Raw genomic sequence first — 15790 nt, 5'->3', positions numbered from 1 at the left:
GTGATTTCTCGGTCGTGCATGACCTGCCCGGCAAGCCCTACCGTGGCTTGCTCGGCACATGGCCGCCCGAACTGATGCCGCCTGAGACGATGACCAGGCAGAGGCGAAGGGCGCAGGAGCGAGCAGATCGGAAGCGGCAACGTGCCAAGCCGCCCGCCTAGCCTCAAGCAGAAGCCCCGCGCGAAAGCATGGGCCAGCACCCGCAAGAGCCGGCAAGAGCGCGGCTATGGCCGTGAGCATGACATCATGCGGGCGATCGTGTTGCGGGAAGAGCCGCTGTGCAGGATGTGTCTGGCGCAAGGGCGCGTGTCAGCCGCCACGATCGCCGATCATATTATTCCGCTCAGTGAAGGCGGAACTGGTGATCGGGATAATTATCAGGGCCTAGACGCCGACTGTCATCGGAAGAAAACGGCTGAAGAGGCAGCACGCGCAAGGGGTGCGAAAGCCCCACGCCACCGTCGCGCAATAGGGTCGGACGGCTGGCCCGCTGACTGAAGATTTCGACCCGATCGCAGCGTTGGCGCGCTCGACCGGGTCTCACCCCAGACGATCATGGAAGGATCGCTATGGCTTCGTCCGCTATAGCCGATGCCACTTGCGTATGCGAGTGCTGCGGCAACGCCTTTGCATCCCGACGTAAGGGCAACAAGGATAGCAATCGCTGCTGTTCAAGGGCCTGCGGCTTTGAGATACTGCGGAGGGACAGACAGTCGGCAAGCGAGCGCAATGCCGCCATCATTGAAGCCCAGCGGCAGGCCGCGCGTCAGCATGTGTGCCTGAACTGCAACGTGGCATTCGAGGCTCATCCTTCGGCAAAGTATTGCAGCCCTTCTTGTTCGAGCCAGTATCATGAGAAGATGCGGAAGGGGCCGAAGCCTGAGCGCGCATGTCGGGAGTGCCAACGCCTGTTCACTGCCGAATATGGCGACAAGCGCCGCGCCTTCTGCTCCGACACGTGCTCAGCCAGGAACAACCATCGGATCAGCAAGGGCATGAAACGGGCGGCTGAGCATGGTGTTGATGCCAGTCGCATCGATCCTATCGCCATCTTGGAACGCGACGCCTGGCGTTGCCACATATGCGGCGGCCATGCTCCGCGTGAACTGCGCGGAACATTCGCAGCTGAGGCTCCAGAGATCGATCACATCGTTCCCTTGTCACGCGGCGGTCGCCATATCGATAGCAACGTCGCTTGTGCGCATCGGCGCTGCAACATTGAAAAGGGTGATGGATTGGCGCGCGCCGACGCCCACACGGCCCGCCGATGGGTCCATGGGTAGGGGGCATCCCAAAGTTGGGGCGCTTTCAGCTACGGACCGAGCGTGGGGCCTTTTTTCTGCGCGTGCAGATTAAACTTTCGGTGCGAATTAAATTTCGCGTGCCAATTAATTTTCAGGAGGCCCGGCGATGAAGCGCGGACCCAAGCCCGAGACGCCCAGCGCCAAACTGGCGCGCGGCACCTTCCAACCAGTGCGCGACGGCGTCAAGACGGAGATCATCGTCCCCGGCGACCCGCCGATCCAGCCGGACTATCTGACGCCCGCGGCGATCGAGGTTTGGCAGGAGGTCATTGGCCGGGTGATGGCGGCCGGCGTGACGGAGGTCGATAGCGCCCTACTCGCCCGGTACTGCTCGCTGGAGGCTGAGGTCCGCGTGGCGTTCAGTTCTGGCGGCGAACTGCCATCGGCCGCTTATCTGACCGTGCTTCGCCAGCATGAGGAACTGTTGCGCATCGCCGGGCCAAAGAGCCGCGTGGGCGTCGGAGGTGGGAATGGCGCGAAGCCAGCAAATCGCTTCGCCCGCAACGGCGCTGGAAACCGGACGTGATTTCGCCGCTATCGCGCTGGCCTATGCCAAGCGCGCGGCGGCGGACAAGAAGCAGGTTCGTCACTGCAAATGGGTGCGCCTGGCAGGGCAGCGCCACCTAGACGATCTCAAGCGGTCGAAGCAAAAGGACTGGCCGTATAAATTCGACCCTTGGTACGCGAACGATGTTTGCGATTTTATCGAGGGCCTGCCGCACGTCGAAGGTCGCTGGGAAACGCCCACGCTGACGCTGGAACCGGCGCAGATATTCATTCTGTCGATGGTTTTCGGCTGGCGGGAAAAGGCCACCGGCCTGCGCCGCTTCACTGATACCTATATCGAGATGGCGAGAAAGGGCGCCAAGTCGACACTGACGGCCGGCGTAGTGCTGTATTGCACCTGCTGCGAGGACGAGCCGGGACCGCTGGTGCTGATCGGGGCGACCACCGGGGCGCAGGCGCAGAAGGTTTTCAACCCCGCCAAGCTGATGGTGCAGAAGACGCCGGACTTGCAGGAGGCCTTCGCGCTGAAAGCGTGGGCGCGGGCGATCACCTGCGACATGAACGGCGGCACGATCCAGACCATCAATTCCAAGTCCGCGACGCAGGACGGGCACAACCCCCATCTGGCCGTGCTGGACGAGCTGCACGCCCATAAGGATCGCGGCCTCTACGACGTCGTTCACTCCGCCGACGGCGCGCGGCGTAATCCGCTCTACTGGAAGATCACGACGGCTGGTTACATTCTGGACGGCGTCTGCTTCGAACAGCGGACGTTCACGACGAAGATGCTGGAACGGTCGATCATCGCCGACCATGTGTTCGGCATCATCTTCACCCTGGACGGCCCTAAGGATTTCACCCCCGAAAGGAAGGTCGGGGACGATCCCTATGATGAGAAGAATTGGCCCAAGGCCAATCCTCTCATGCCGATCACGCCGAGCCTCGCGTCCATGCGTCGCCTCGCCATCAAGGCGAAAGGCGCGCCGGGTGAGGAAGGCGAGTTCTTCACCAAGCGCCTCAACCGGTGGATGTCTGCGGCTACGGCATGGCTGAGCGTCCCCCAATGGCTGCTCTGCGGCGACGACACGCTTCGGCTTCGCGATTTCGCCGGACTGGATTGCGATATCGGCGCCGACCTTGCGCACAAGAGCGACCTTACATCGGTGGCGCTGTCCGCCATCACCGCCGACGATCAGATGCTGCTCAAGACGTGGTTCTTCCTGCCGGAAGCGGTGCTGACGCGCGACGGGCAGAGCGACCGCAACAATGTGGCGCTGTATCGCCAGTGGCACAAAGAGGGGAAGCTGATCCTGACGCCCGGCGATTGGGTGGATCAGGCCCGCGTCGAGAGGCTGATACGGCGTCTGAAATCGGTGCTGCGCGTCAATAAGGCCGTGTTCGACCACTTCGCGGCGGCTGAAGAAATGGCCGTGCGGCTTAACGCCGATCTGGATGATGGCAGCGGATTCGCATCGATCCTGCCGAAGAACGCCAAGAATGTGACCAACCCGGCGCGCAATCTGGAAAACCGCGTCATCAGCGGCCCGCATCTGCTCCGCCACGATAACAATCCGGTGATGACCTGGTGCGTCGGCAACGCGGTTGTCGATCGCCGCATAGACGGCTCGATCTTGCCGAAGAAGGAGACGCCAATGTCGATGAACAAGATCGATGGCGTCGATGCGACCGTGCATTCGCTGGCGCCCAAGATGCTGCCGGAGGAAACCGAGGATCTGGACGACGTCATTGCCCGCCTGAAAGCGCAGATGAAGGCTGGCGTCTGATGGGCATCGGTACGTGGGTAGGTTCCACGCTTCGCCTGTTCGGTACCGGTCAGAATGGCAAGCTGAGCGGCGCACCGGAAGACGAGCCGTCGCGCAAGGCGATAGCGTTCGGGTCGCGCATCGACAGCGCTGGGCAGTCGGTGACGGCTAAGACCACGCTTGGCCTGCCCGCCGCATGGGCTTGCATTCGCCTTAAATCGGACGTCGTCGGCTCCATGGGCATGGGCGTCTATGAAAAGGCTGGCGACGGCGGCCGGAAGGCGCGCACTGACCACTGGCTCTATGACCTCGTCCACGAAGAACCGAACCGTGACCAGACACCGGCCGAATTTTGGGCCGGTCAGGTTGCGGCAATGGACCTTTGGGGCAATGCCTATGCGGAGAAAGAGACGCTGGGCAGCCGCGTCACCGCCCTCACGCCGTTGGCGCCGGACCTTGTCACCGTCAAGCGGAACCGGTCCAATGAGCGGATCTATATCTATCAGGATCGCGGCAAGGCCGAAGAGATTCCTGCGGACAAGATTTTCCATCTGCGCGGCCTGACCCTTGGCGGCGACGTCGGGCTATCCGCAATCGAGTTCGGCCGGCGAACGTTGGGCAGCGCCATGGCGGCGAACAAGACGGCGGCGGACACCTTTCGCAGCGGCCTTCAAATCGCCGGCTTCATGGAAACGGCATCGGTCACATTGAAGCCCGACCAGCGCGCCGACCTGATGGCGATCTTCGACGCCTGGCATAACGAAGCCATGCGCGGCCGGGTCGTTCCGCTGGAAAAGGATTTCAAGTTTCACGGCCTCAAGATGAACCCGGCAGAGGTTCAACTGCTCGAATCGCGCGGCTGGGACGTGGAGGAAATTTGCCGCTGGTTTGGCATGCTGCCGATGCTGATCGGCCACGCCGCGAAGGGCCAGACGATGTGGGGCAGCGGCATTGAGCAGTTGCTGCTCGGCTGGCAAACCCTTCTGCTGAACCCACTTCTGACCAATATCCAGCAGGCAGTCAAAAAGCAGTTGCTTCCGGCGGCCGAGCGCAAGCGGGTCTATCCCGAAATCAACCGCGAAGCACTGATGGCGGCGGACAGCGCGGCCCGCGCCGCCCTATATTCCGCCTTCGGCCAGAACGGCGTGATGACGCGCGGCGAAATGCGGAACCGCGAAAACCTGCCTTCGCTGCCGGGCGACGGTTTCCTGACCGTCCAGTCCAATCTCGTTCCGCTCGACATGCTGGGCCAGGTCAACGCGCCGGAACAGGGCGCCCGGTCGGCGCTGATGAACCTGCTGTTCGGCGGCGACGTCGACAGCCTGATCGATGCCCGCGTGAAGGCGGCGATGATGAACCACAATGGCGGCCCGCGCCTGGAGGATTGACGATGCGTATTGATCGCGCCTTCGGGCGTAAGCACAGCGGCGCCTTGAAGGTCCGCGACTTCGATTTCGAGATCAAGGCTGTGTCCGACGACGGGAAGTTCAACGGATACGGCTCTGTCTGGGATGTGGTTGACAGCTATCAGGAGGTGGTCGCCAAAGGCGCCTTCACCGAGAGCCTTGCCGAACTGGCGGCGAAGGGCCGCCCCGTTCCCGTCCTCTGGCAGCATCGCAGCAGCGAGCCGATCGGCGCGTGGGCCAACCTGAAAGAGGATGATCACGGCCTGTTCGGCGAAGGCCAGATCCTGCTGGATGCCGGCGAAATGGAAAAGCGCGCCTATGCGCACATGAAGGCCCGAACCGTCACAGGCCTGTCCATCGGCTATTGGGTGCGGGAATCGTCCTATGACGAAAAGACCGGCATCCGCACGCTGACGAAGCTGGACCTTGTCGAGATCAGTCTCGTCACCTTCCCCGCCAATGATGACGCGCGGGTCGAAGCCGTCAAATTCAAGCTCGCGCACGGCGAGCTGCCAACAGATCGCGAATTTGAGAAGTTCCTGCGGGATGCAGGTTTCTCGAAAACCCGCGCCGCTGGCCTCGTCGGCAGCGGCCTGGCTGAACTGCGCCGGAGGGAGTCCGAGCGCGACACGACGATCACCCCGGCCCTCAAAGGCCTCTCGGACACCCTGGCCGGCTTCTCCCTGAAGTCCGCCTGATCTCAGGATTATCGAAATGCGAACCTATTTTCTCGCGGCGATTGCCGCGGTGCTGACGCTTGTCGCCCTTCCCGACATGGCCATGGCTGCTACGGCGGTCGGTCATGCAGCCTCCGGCTCCGGCGTCGGCGCGATCGGCGCGGTTGCCATGGCCATGTCTCTGATGGTTCCGGCGCGCGAGTTCGGCCGGAAGGCCCCCGATGGCGAAGACAAGACGCTGGAAAACCTCCAGAAGCAGCTAGGCGAAACGCTCGGCGAGGTGAAGGAGTTCGCCAAGGAATTTAAGTCCAAGAGCGAGGCCGGCGAAAAGGTTTCGACCGAAACCAAGGAAAAGGCCGACAAGGCTCTTTCCGAACTGGAAGGCCTGCGCGGCGAGATCACCGAACTGTCGCAGAAGCTGGCGCAGGGCCGTCGTGGCGGTGATGATGACCAGCCCGCGCTGAAAAGTCTGGGCGTCGAAGTCGCCAATCACGATGAAGTGCGGGCCTATGTCGACGGCGGCTGCAAGGGCACCATCGGCTTCAGCGTGAAGGCGATCACCACGGCAGCCGGTTCGGCTGGCGGTCTTATCCGCCCGGACCGTCAGAGCGATATCGTGACCATGCCGCGCATGGGCCTGCGTGTTCGCGACCTGCTGACGCCCGGCCGCACCGATGGCAACTCGATCGAGTTCGCCAAGCAGGTGACCCGCACCAATAATGCCGCGCCGGTGGCGGAAGGCGCGCAGAAGCCGGAATCTGTCTATGAGTGGGACGTGGACGACGCCCCGGTGCGCACGATCGCGCATTGGGTTCCTGCCTCGCGTCAGGCCATGGACGATATCCCCCAGCTCGAAAGCCTGATCGATGGCGAACTTCGCTGGGGTCTGGACGATGTCGAAGACGCCGAATTGCTGCTGGGCGATGGCACCGGCCAGCACCTCAACGGCCTTTATACCCAGGCGACTGCCTATTCGCAGCCGTCGGGCGTGACGATCTCGGGCGAAACCAAGATCGATCGCCTGCGCCTCGCCATCCTTCAGGTCGAACTGGCCGACTATGCCCCGGATGGTATTGTCATCCATCCGACGCAGTGGGCGAACATCGAACTGACCAAGGACGCGGCTGGCGGCTATATCTTCGCCAATCCGCAGGGCATCGCTGGCCCGGTGCTTTGGGGCCGCCCGGTCGTGTCGACCAAGCGTATCGGCGCGAACAACTTCCTGACCGGCAATTTCAAGCTGGCCGGGCAGATCTTCGACCGGATGGATACCGAGGTCCGTATCTCGGATCAGGACCGCGACAACTTCATCAAGAACATGCTCACCGTCCGCGCTGAAAAGCGCCTGGCGCTGGTCGTGCGCCGCCCGGCGGCTCTGGTGAAGGGATCGCTGGTCATTTCCTGACCTGACGGAGGTGGGACCACCGGGAAACCGATGGTCCCCCTTTCCGATCATTGGCGCACTTCCGCGCTGATGATCCGAAAGGAGAAAGTCATGAGCAAGAACGCTTATGTCCTTGATGATCACTACGGCGATAACGGCTCCGTTACCGCTGGCATGATCCTGACGGGCATTTCTGCCACCCGCTTCACCGAACTGGAGAAGAAGGGCTTGGTGCGCGAAGCCACCGCCGCTGAGGTGAAGGCTGGCGATCAGCATCAGATCGACGCCGATCCGTCGAAGGAAACGGACGAGAAGAAGGCTGGCGACCCCGAAAACAAGCAGGCGCCCGCGCCCAAGAATAAGGGCGCCTGACCGTGGCCCGCTCCGCTCGTCGCTCGCGCGGCTTCATGTGCGCGCCGGCATTCACCGTAAATCCGTCGATCACCGGCACCGCCCAGGTGGGCCAGACGCTGACGGGCGCGAGCGGGACGGTCCGCAACGGTAGCGTGACCGCCCGGCGCTGGCTGCGCAATGGCGCGGCGATCTCCGGCGCCACCGCCGCCACCTATGTCGTGCAGGCCGGGGACGTTGGCGCCAAGATCACCTTTGAGGTAACCGCGACCAATGGCTTGAACAGCGCCAACACCGCGAAGGGCCTTTCCGCAGAGACAGCGACGGTCATCGCCTGATGCGCGTCATCGTAATCACCCCTCCCGCGCCCATCGTGACGTGGGAGGAGGCTGACCAGCATCTTCGGCTGGATGGCGACGAAGAGCAGAAGGCTATGATCGAGCGCCTGATCAAGGCAGCGACCCATCATATCGACGGCCCTGACGGCTGGCTTGGCCGGGCATTGGGACCGCAGACGCTGGAGGCCCGCGCATGCGGCTTCTGCGATTATATGACGCTACCCTATCGCCCGATCATCGATATCGTATCTGTCCATTATCTCAACGAGGCGGGCCAACCCACGCCAGTCGAGGCTGATGGCTTCGAGTTGTTCGGCCATATTCTCGGGCCTGCTTGGGGCAAGTCCTGGCCCTTTGCTTTCGCTTATGGCGGCCATCCCGAGACGGTTCGCATCCAGTACCGCGCAGGCTACGCCGCCGACCCGGAGGCCGACCCGTTGGTGCCCGCCGTGCCTGAGCCGATCAAGCAGGCAATCCTGCTGATGGTGGGCGATATGTACCGCTTCACCGAGACGGCCAGCGACATGAACGTTGCGCCGACGTCCATCCCCATGTCGACCACCGTTGAAAACCTGCTCTCGCCTTTCCGGGTCTATGCCTGATGGGACGGCGCAGCGCTGGCGCGTTCGATCGCCGCATATCGATCTGGGGTTCGTGGCTTGAGGATGACGGCACGGCATCCGTCGAAGCGGAGCCGAGAGAAGTCGGAAAGCGCTGGGCGAAGAAGGTCGACATTAGCGACGGCGAGCGCCTGCGCGCGAATGAGAATGCCCAGGAATTGACGACGCGATGGACGGTCCGCGCTGACAGCCTCACCCGGCAGATTGTTGGCGGCTTTCTCATCAAGCACCGGGGCCTGACCTATGCAGTGGTGGGCACGAAAGAGGGCAGAGAACGCGACGACGTGATCGAGATCACGACCGCCGCCCGCCCTGATCGCGCCATGGAGGCCTGACATGTCGAAAACGCGGATCGAGGGCCTGAGCGCGATCAACAATGTCCTGCGCTCGCTCCCGCGCGGCACCGGGAAGGCAACACTCACGCGCTTCGGCAAGAAGCGGTTGGAGCCTATGCGGGACACCGCGAAGGCTGCCGCACCGGTCGACGCCGGCGACCTTCGCGAGAGTATAATTGTGTCGACGCGCCAAGGGTCACCCAGCCAGCGCAAGAAGCGCTTTGCCGACAAGGCGGCGGTGGAAGTCTACATGGGCCCAAGCCACGAAAAGGACGGCCTGACAGGATATCCGCAAGCGGTGCCGCAAGAATTTGGGTCGGTGAACAATCCGCCCGCTGGATATATGCGCAAGGCCTGGGATCGGCATAATCAGGAGCTGCTGAATAACCTTGCAGAGGATCTAGGCGCGGCTGTGGATGGCGCGGCCAAACGCTACGCCCGCAAGCAGGCGCGCGGGGCGCGCTGATATGGAAGAGGCGCTTCGCACATACATCATGGCCCTTTCCGGCATGTCCAAGGCCGTCGGTAACCGCGTGGACTGGAATTTGTCGCCTCAGGGCCGCCCTTATCCGTCGGTTGTCCTCTGGGGCGTCACGTCGATCGAGCAGATGAACCAAGCCGGCCCCGGTGGATGGGTCCGCAGCAGGGTACAGGCAGACACCTTCGGCAAGACGTTTAAGCAAGCGCGCGACATATCGCACATCATCGCGCCACCAGGGCGCAAGGCCGGACTGAACGGCCTGCGAGACACATTCGGCGGCTATCGCTTTCGTATCTTCGTCATCGACCGTGACGCCAGCACGGACGAGGACAAGGCGGCAAACAGTGGCGTGGTCCACCGCTTCCGCCTCGATTTGGACGTCTGGCATTCCAAACTTTCAGGAGCGTAAAGATGGCAGAGACTGCTGACGAAACCGATATCGGCTATGGCACCCTCTTCAAGAAGAAGACCGGGCCGTCGACCTATGTAACCCTGGCGGAGGTGGTCGAGTTCGAACCGCCCGAAACCACCATCGACTCGGTCGAGTTCACCCATATGACCTCGCCCGACCGCTGGCGCGAGTATAAGCCGGGCCTCAAGGATGCCGGCGAAACCACGCTGACCTATAACCTCATCCCCGGCGAAGCCGATGACGATATGGTCAATGACACGATCGAGGCCGGAGGCTTGTCGGAATGGCAGATCGAATGGCCCAACGGTGCGACCTTGGACATCAAGGGTTTCTTCACCAGCCATAGCCGCGCAACGCCGCTGGAAGATCGCATGACGGGCGCCGCGACGTTCAAGATCAGCGGCAAGCCTGTCCTGACCCCGGCGGCTGGCTGATATGCTGGCGAACCGTCATAAGGGCGAAGTCGCCTTTCCCGGCGTCGGCGTTGTCGGCTTCGAGAAGGGTGGCGTCCTCCTGTTCGACTTCAACGCGCTGGCGGCGGTCGAAACCACCCTCAAGGGCATGATCGAGGATATCGGCACCCGCGTCCTCGCTTCGCCGTCTGCCATGATCACCGTCATGCAGGCGGCGCTGGAAGAGCATCACGGCGCTGTAGATGCCCGCACCGCTGGCAAGGTCATTCAGGCGATCGGCCCGGCCAAGGCGAGCGAGCTGCTGGCCGAAGCCTACACGCTCAGCTTTCCGGAGGCGGCCGAGAGCGGCGCGGCGGACCCTCTTCAGGGGGCGAACGCAGCCCCTGGAGCATCGCCAAGTGTCGGCAAATCTGGCTCGAAATCGGCCAGCCGGAAGAAGGCTTCTGGCGGCAAACGCCGCGCACCTTCGCCCAAGCGGTAGAGGCTGCCTCCGCCCGCCGACGGGCCGATACCGACATGGTCATCATGGGCGCGTGGCGAACGGCCTATTACCAGCGGGTAAAAAAGCTGCCCGATCTCAGCAAGGAACTGTCGAAGTCCGGGCCAAAGCGCGCCACCAAGGCGCGGCCATGGCAGAAGCAGGCGGCGGCATGGGGCAACTTCCTTGATCCTAAGCGCAAGCGGAAATCACCTTTGGCGGGATAGCGGGAGTTTGCCAGGATATTTCTTTCAGACCGTAGCCGGTCGGCGGGGTGTAGGTCAGGTGTTTCGAGTTAATGACGCTCACCGCAATCTTGCGACCATCCTGAGCCCCGCCAATATCCCTAGCTCCCCACAGATCGCTTAGATTCCAAGCCATTTCGACTCTGACGGGATCGGCGTCATCGAACTGGAAATGGCCGAAAGTTCCTGCCAGCGGCGTAGGCTTTGTCGGCTCCAGCACAGATCGCAGCTGAAAATACTTTGCCTTTCCTCCTTCGCACACCAGCGTCAAAGTCGGCCTTGCATCACCTATGGCAGCATCAGCTTTGATGCTGAAAAAGAGAGAGCCGCCCTCTTCGGTGATCTCGCTCTTAGGGCCTGCTTGAGCAACATCTGGGTTATGATCGCCACGCTCGGTCGAGCAGCCGGCTAAAGCGATGACCAGCCCAAGACATCCAAAAATTTTCATATCTCGCCTCCTTTTGGTGTGGCGGATCATACGTAGAGAGGCAGGCATGGCTAGTAGCGTAATTGGCCAGCTCAGGGTTATTCTGGGCCTAGACACGGCTGCCTTCGACAAAGGTCTATCCGACGCTGAGCGCGAAATGTCGCGGTCTACTCGCAAACTAGAGAAGATGGGTCAGCGCGTCGAGAATATCGGCAAGTCGATCAGCGTAGGGGTCACGCTCCCTATTCTCGCGGTAGGTGGCGCCGCGCTGGGCATGGCCGCGAAGTTCGAAAGTGCCATGAACCGTGTGGAGGCAGCGACCGGCGCAACCGGTCGGCAACTGGAGGCTCTGAAGCAGCAGGCTATAGCATTCGGCAAGGACAAGAATTTCACCGCAACGGCGGCCGAAAGCGCCGACGTGATGGAAATGCTGGCCAAGAACGGGCTGAACGTGCAGCAAATCCTTGGCGGTGCCACGGAGGCTACCTTGAAGTTCGCAGCCGCCAATGGCGCGGAGTTTGCCCCTTCCGCCGATGCAGTGACGGATATTCTGCAACAGTTCGGCCGCGACGTGTCCGAACTTCCCGGCATTGTCGACAAAATGACTGGCGCGATGCTTGTCAGCAAAATGGGCTTTGATGATTACCGTCTCGCGATCGGTCAGGCGGGCGGCGTTGCCGGAGGCACTGGGCAGTCTTTCGAGGATATGAACGTCGTGCTGGCCGCGACGTCGTCCCTGTTCGCTTCCGGCTCTGATGCGGGCACCAGCTACAAGACGTTCCTGACCACTCTGCCTGGCAAATCCAAAGAAGCGGCAGCGGCTATCGATCAGTATGGCCTTTCCTTCTATGACGCGCAGGGCAACCTAAAGTCGATGGGCGATATCGCCCAGAGCCTGCAAGACAAGCTGGGCGGCCTCAATGATCAGACGAAGAGCAAAGTCCTAACGACAATCTTCGGCACCGACGCCATGCGCACGGCGATCGGGCTGATGAACCAAGGTGCTGACGGCCTCGCACGTATCAGGGCGGAGATCGACAAGGCCTCCGCGCAAACACAGATGGAAGCCCGGATGAAAGGCTGGGCCGGCGCGATGACGCAGGTAAAGAAGGCCTTCGAAGCTGCGGCCATTTCGCTCGGAGACAGCGGAATCCTAAGTGCAATCACCAAGGTTCTCACCGTCGTAGCCGCCACGATTGGCGCATTTGCCGATCTCCCCCAGCCGATCCAACTTGCGATCGGCACGATGCTTGGATTGACGGCAGCCGTAGGCCCTCTTTTGATCGTTGGCGGCAAGATGATCGCTATGTGGGCGGGCATCACGACAATGTTGGTCGGGCGCTTCATTCCGGCTGCCAGTGCGACCGCTATCGCGGCAGCATCCACCGGCACCGCTGCCGCTGGCGCGGCTGTTGGATTTACGGCTCTTCGCGCGGCCATGACGTTCCTGATGCCATGGGCGGCTGTGATTGGAGGCATCGCGCTCGCCATCTACGGGGTGAGCAAGGCAAGCGCCCAGGCAGCAGTCAATGCCAAGGCTATGGCGACTGAGCAGAGCGCTGCAAACAAGTTTCAGGCTGAATATCAGGCTATCATGTCGCGTGATAATTCTCGGGAAATCGCCGCTGGCATTGGATCTATGGCGGACCAGCACAGGCGCGCGGCTGATGAGGCTTTCCGGCACGCTCAAGCTGAACTGGCCATTCGGAAAGCGGCAATCATCCAGACTGGCCGCGACGCTCGCGCAGGATATCGCACTGAAACGCGGACGCGATATGAGGTCGTCCCTGGATCGCGCGAGCGCCGCGCCGTCCAGTATGACGAGCGCGTTCCTCTCTCCACTCGACGCGGCGGGCGCGGTGGCGACAATTCTGGGCGGTCCGAGCAAGACAGGGCGATGGACGCAGCGCGTCAGGAATGGCGCGGCGTCTGGCAGCAAGAACAGGATCTGATTGCGGCCCACAAGTCGGTGTTGGCCTCCCCCGCAGCGAAGCCATCCACTGTATCCACGGTCGCGGCATCGGGTGGTAGCGGCGGCGCATCTGGCAGCAAAGGCGGTGGCAAGTCCGGCCCCACGAAGGAAGATCTTGCCGCCCGTCGCGAAGAGATGCGCCTTCAGGCCGAACTGAACGCGGCGCAGATGCGTGGCGACACAGGGACCGTCCAACGCCTGCAAGATCAGCTAGACCTGAAACAGCAGATCAAATCCTATGAGGACGCGGGCCTGACCGCGATCGAGGCGAAGAAGGCCGCAGAGGCGGACCTTGCGGCTGTCGCGTCCGCCCGGCGCGTCGCCGCCCAGCGCGAGATTGCCGATCAGAAGCTGAGCGTCGATCTCGACATGGCGCGTCTGGCCGGTGACGACGAACTGGCCCTGAAGCTGGAGCGTCAGCAGGAGATAAAGGATCGTATCCTGTTCTTCGAGCAGCAGCTTGTCGACGTCACCGATCAGAAGCTACGGCTGGAACAGGCGACGACTTTGGCGATGGAGCAGCAGGCGAAGGTCGACGCTGCCCGCGCCGCCGGCCGGGCGAAGTGGTTGGCCCAGGACGAAGCCCAGCGCCAGATCGACCTGATGAAGGCGCGCGGCGATACCGACGTCGCCATCCGCCAGGCGCAGCGCCGCTTCGATATCGAGCGCCGCATAGAGCAATTGAAAGCGCAGGGTTTCACCGAAGGCGCTGCCCGCAGTCGTGCGGAGGCGGAGGATTCTGAAATGGAACTGGCCCGGCAGCAGGGCGAGTGGCGAGATACCTTCAATGGAGCCTTCCGCGCCGCGCTTGACGGCGATCTCAAGGGTTTCGCGAAAAACTGGTGGAAGGACATGGTTGCTCGCGGGATGCAGGAGGGGCTGAATAGTGTCAGCGACTTCCTCTTCTCACTGATCCGTAATGCCTTCAGCCAAGGCGCTGGATCGCTGGGCGGCGGTGGTGGCGGTGGGTTCATGGGCGCAATATTGAGCGGCATCGGCGCTATTGCTGGCGGCGGCTCTTCCCTCGGTGGCGTCAGCGCCTCGTCCCAGTCCTATTTGGACGGCATCGCGTCCACCCTCGGAACCGGCAATCTGACCGGCTTCGCCCAAGGCACGAAAGGCTGGATGAAACCCGTTGGCGGCATGGCCGGGGTCGATCGTAATGTCGTCGCCTTCCGCATGTCCTCCAACGAGGAATTTGCCGTTCGCCGCAAGGGTGAGGTTGGCGGTCCGGTCGGTGGCAGTGGTGACACGCACATCCATATGGAAGGCGCGGTCATGACCAGCGACGAGTTCTGGGCGCGGATCGATCGTGGCAACAGGCAAGCGTCCGAGAGCGGCGCAGCGAAGGGTGCCGCTTCCGTTGTGGAAGGCAACAAACGCACTTACGGGCGCATGTTTCAGGCGGAGCGCTGATGACTAAGCCTGTCGTGATGCCCTCGATTGGCGCGGAGGGCCTGACCTTCCAACCGCAGCGCGAGGATCTTATCGCTCCAGAAACGAGCGGTCGGATGGGTGGCGTTCAAATCGGGTGGCCGCGCTGGGCACTGACCATGAACCTCGCCAATCTGGAGTTCCCGGTCGCCGATCAGTGGATCGCCTTCTATCGCAGCCGGCGCGGTTCCATGCGCATGTTTCTGGGCTACGACCTGTCCCGCCCCTTCCCCGCCGCCCATGCCGACGGCTTCGGCAATATGCTGACCGTCGGCGGGGCGCCTTTCATGGGCGCGGCCGGCGACTGGTCGCAGGCGATCAACGATGACGGTGACGCCGTCCTGACGCTGGAGGATGTCCCGTCTGGTCTGCGCCTTGGATATGGCGACTATATCGGGTTCAAATGGGACAGTGCCGATGCCGATCCGGGTGATGAGGATCGCCGCTTTCTGGTGGCGGTCACCGGCCCGGCGCAGGCGAATGCCAGTGGCGTCATCACCGTCGTGGTCGAACCGTCCGTGCACGCCGTCGTGCCCTCCGACGCGGTCGCGCACCTCGACAATCCGATGTGCCTGATGAAGCTGATGGACGACACGAAGATGCCGCGCATCACTATCAGCCATGCCGAGGCGGGTGGCGTCATCAGCGCCGTGCAGGTCACGCTGCCATGAAGAATTACAGCGACGAAGCCCTTGCCGCGCTGGCGAGCGGGGAAGCGATCGTGACCGGCGCGCTGGCGATCTACTGCGATCCGCCCGTGTTCGTCTGGGGCGGCATCGGGCCGGTCGAGATCGAAGGCGACACCTATATCGGCGTTGATGACGGCAGCATCGGCCTGTCGACGGGCGGCAGCATCGGCACCAGCGAGCAGGCGATGACGCTGAGCCTGTCGGGCATCGATCCCGATGTCGCCGCGCTGTTCGACGCGAGCGAGGTGCAGCGCGCACCCGCAAAGCTGTACCGCATGATCTATGACGGGTCGGGGAGACATCTCCTTGACTGCCGCGTGTTCAAACGGGGCCGGGTCGATAGCGCGCCTGTGGAAGATGTCATCGGCGGCACGTCGACCATCACGATTTCGGTCGAGACGTCGGCGCGTGGCATGGGACGAAGGGGGAAGCGGATGCGCAGCGATGCAGACCAGCGCACGATCGATCCCCTGGACGGTTTCTTCAAGCATTGCAGCTACGCCGGAACCAAGACGGTCTATCAGGGCGGCAAGCCCTCGTCGGCGGACTGACAC

The 15790-nt window shown here is 62.5% G+C and carries 19 protein-coding genes; 18 read left to right on the top strand and 1 reads right to left on the bottom strand.

From position 1 onward, the window contains the following. Positions 1-246: 246 nt before the first annotated feature. From ACNHGR_RS19980 to ACNHGR_RS19910, 15 genes are all read left to right on the top strand, one after another. On the top strand, positions 247-498 hold the full coding sequence (locus ACNHGR_RS19980) for an HNH endonuclease (protein ID WP_475288257.1): 252 nt from the start codon (positions 247-249) through the stop codon (positions 496-498). Between the two features lie 71 nt (positions 499-569). Beyond that, positions 570-1283, top strand: a complete 714-nt coding sequence (locus ACNHGR_RS19975; RefSeq protein WP_475288256.1) for an HNH endonuclease — start codon at positions 570-572, stop codon at positions 1281-1283. Positions 1284-1410: 127 nt separating this feature from the next. Then, positions 1411-1830 (top strand): hypothetical protein, encoded by a 420-nt coding sequence (locus ACNHGR_RS19970; RefSeq protein ID WP_475288254.1) that lies wholly within the window; start codon positions 1411-1413, stop codon positions 1828-1830. Then, complete coding sequence (locus tag ACNHGR_RS19965) at positions 1775-3595, top strand: terminase large subunit (protein WP_475288253.1); 1821 nt, start codon at positions 1775-1777, stop codon at positions 3593-3595. The genes ACNHGR_RS19970 and ACNHGR_RS19965 overlap by 56 nt, the downstream gene beginning before the upstream one ends. Next, a complete protein-coding gene (locus ACNHGR_RS19960; RefSeq protein ID WP_475288252.1) occupies positions 3595-4962 on the top strand; it encodes a phage portal protein in 1368 nt (455 codons plus the stop codon). The genes ACNHGR_RS19965 and ACNHGR_RS19960 overlap by 1 nt, the downstream gene beginning before the upstream one ends. 2 nt (positions 4963-4964) lie before the next feature. Further along, on the top strand, positions 4965-5678 hold the full coding sequence (locus ACNHGR_RS19955) for an HK97 family phage prohead protease (protein WP_475288251.1): 714 nt from the start codon (positions 4965-4967) through the stop codon (positions 5676-5678). Between the two features lie 16 nt (positions 5679-5694). After that, positions 5695-7062 (top strand): phage major capsid protein, encoded by a 1368-nt coding sequence (locus ACNHGR_RS19950; RefSeq protein WP_475288250.1) that lies wholly within the window; start codon positions 5695-5697, stop codon positions 7060-7062. Positions 7063-7152: 90 nt separating this feature from the next. Further along, complete coding sequence (locus ACNHGR_RS19945; RefSeq protein WP_475288249.1) at positions 7153-7413, top strand: hypothetical protein; 261 nt, start codon at positions 7153-7155, stop codon at positions 7411-7413. Positions 7414-7415: 2 nt separating this feature from the next. Next, a complete protein-coding gene (locus ACNHGR_RS19940) occupies positions 7416-7730 on the top strand; it encodes a hypothetical protein (protein ID WP_475288248.1) in 315 nt (104 codons plus the stop codon). Beyond that, positions 7730-8332: a head-tail connector protein gene (locus tag ACNHGR_RS19935; RefSeq protein ID WP_475288247.1), complete on the top strand. Its 603-nt coding sequence runs from the start codon at positions 7730-7732 to the stop codon at positions 8330-8332. Before ACNHGR_RS19940 ends, ACNHGR_RS19935 begins: the two co-directional genes overlap by 1 nt. Continuing rightward, on the top strand, positions 8332-8685 hold the full coding sequence (locus tag ACNHGR_RS19930) for a phage head completion protein (RefSeq protein ID WP_475288246.1): 354 nt from the start codon (positions 8332-8334) through the stop codon (positions 8683-8685). The genes ACNHGR_RS19935 and ACNHGR_RS19930 overlap by 1 nt, the downstream gene beginning before the upstream one ends. A 1-nt stretch (position 8686) precedes the next feature. After that, positions 8687-9151, top strand: a complete 465-nt coding sequence (locus tag ACNHGR_RS19925; RefSeq protein ID WP_475288244.1) for an HK97 gp10 family phage protein — start codon at positions 8687-8689, stop codon at positions 9149-9151. Between the two features lies 1 nt (position 9152). Then, positions 9153-9575 carry a DUF3168 domain-containing protein gene (locus ACNHGR_RS19920; protein ID WP_475288243.1) on the top strand — a complete coding sequence of 141 codons (423 nt, stop codon included), beginning with the start codon at positions 9153-9155 and terminating at the stop codon, positions 9573-9575. A gap of 2 nt (positions 9576-9577) precedes the next feature. Beyond that, positions 9578-10012 (top strand): phage tail tube protein, encoded by a 435-nt coding sequence (locus ACNHGR_RS19915; RefSeq protein WP_475288242.1) that lies wholly within the window; start codon positions 9578-9580, stop codon positions 10010-10012. 1 nt (position 10013) lies between these two features. Then, the gene (locus ACNHGR_RS19910; RefSeq protein ID WP_475288241.1) at positions 10014-10472 is read left to right on the top strand and encodes a hypothetical protein; all 459 of its coding nucleotides are present in this window, start codon (positions 10014-10016) and stop codon (positions 10470-10472) included. A gap of 189 nt (positions 10473-10661) precedes the next feature. On the opposite strand, the gene ACNHGR_RS19905 is transcribed toward ACNHGR_RS19910, so the two are convergent. Further along, entirely contained in the window at positions 10662-11162 is a 501-nt protein-coding gene (locus tag ACNHGR_RS19905; RefSeq protein WP_475288239.1) for a hypothetical protein, read from the bottom strand. On the opposite strand from ACNHGR_RS19905, the gene ACNHGR_RS19900 reads away from it, so the two are divergent. The 3 genes from ACNHGR_RS19900 to ACNHGR_RS19890 are packed head-to-tail and all read left to right on the top strand — an operon-like array spanning position 11131 to position 15787. Beyond that, positions 11131-14529: a phage tail tape measure protein gene (locus tag ACNHGR_RS19900; protein WP_475288238.1), complete on the top strand. Its 3399-nt coding sequence runs from the start codon at positions 11131-11133 to the stop codon at positions 14527-14529. The genes ACNHGR_RS19905 and ACNHGR_RS19900 overlap by 32 nt on opposite strands. Further along, positions 14529-15218, top strand: coding sequence for a hypothetical protein (locus ACNHGR_RS19895; RefSeq protein WP_475288237.1), 690 nt, complete (start codon positions 14529-14531; stop codon positions 15216-15218). The genes ACNHGR_RS19900 and ACNHGR_RS19895 overlap by 1 nt, the downstream gene beginning before the upstream one ends. Further along, positions 15215-15787, top strand: coding sequence for a hypothetical protein (locus ACNHGR_RS19890; RefSeq protein ID WP_475288236.1), 573 nt, complete (start codon positions 15215-15217; stop codon positions 15785-15787). Before ACNHGR_RS19895 ends, ACNHGR_RS19890 begins: the two co-directional genes overlap by 4 nt. Positions 15788-15790: the final 3 nt, after the last annotated feature.

This window comes from Sphingobium sp. RS1 (genome assembly GCF_056156825.1).
The sequence above is the reverse complement of the archived record's forward strand: the minus strand, read 5'-3'. Positions and strand labels throughout refer to the sequence as shown.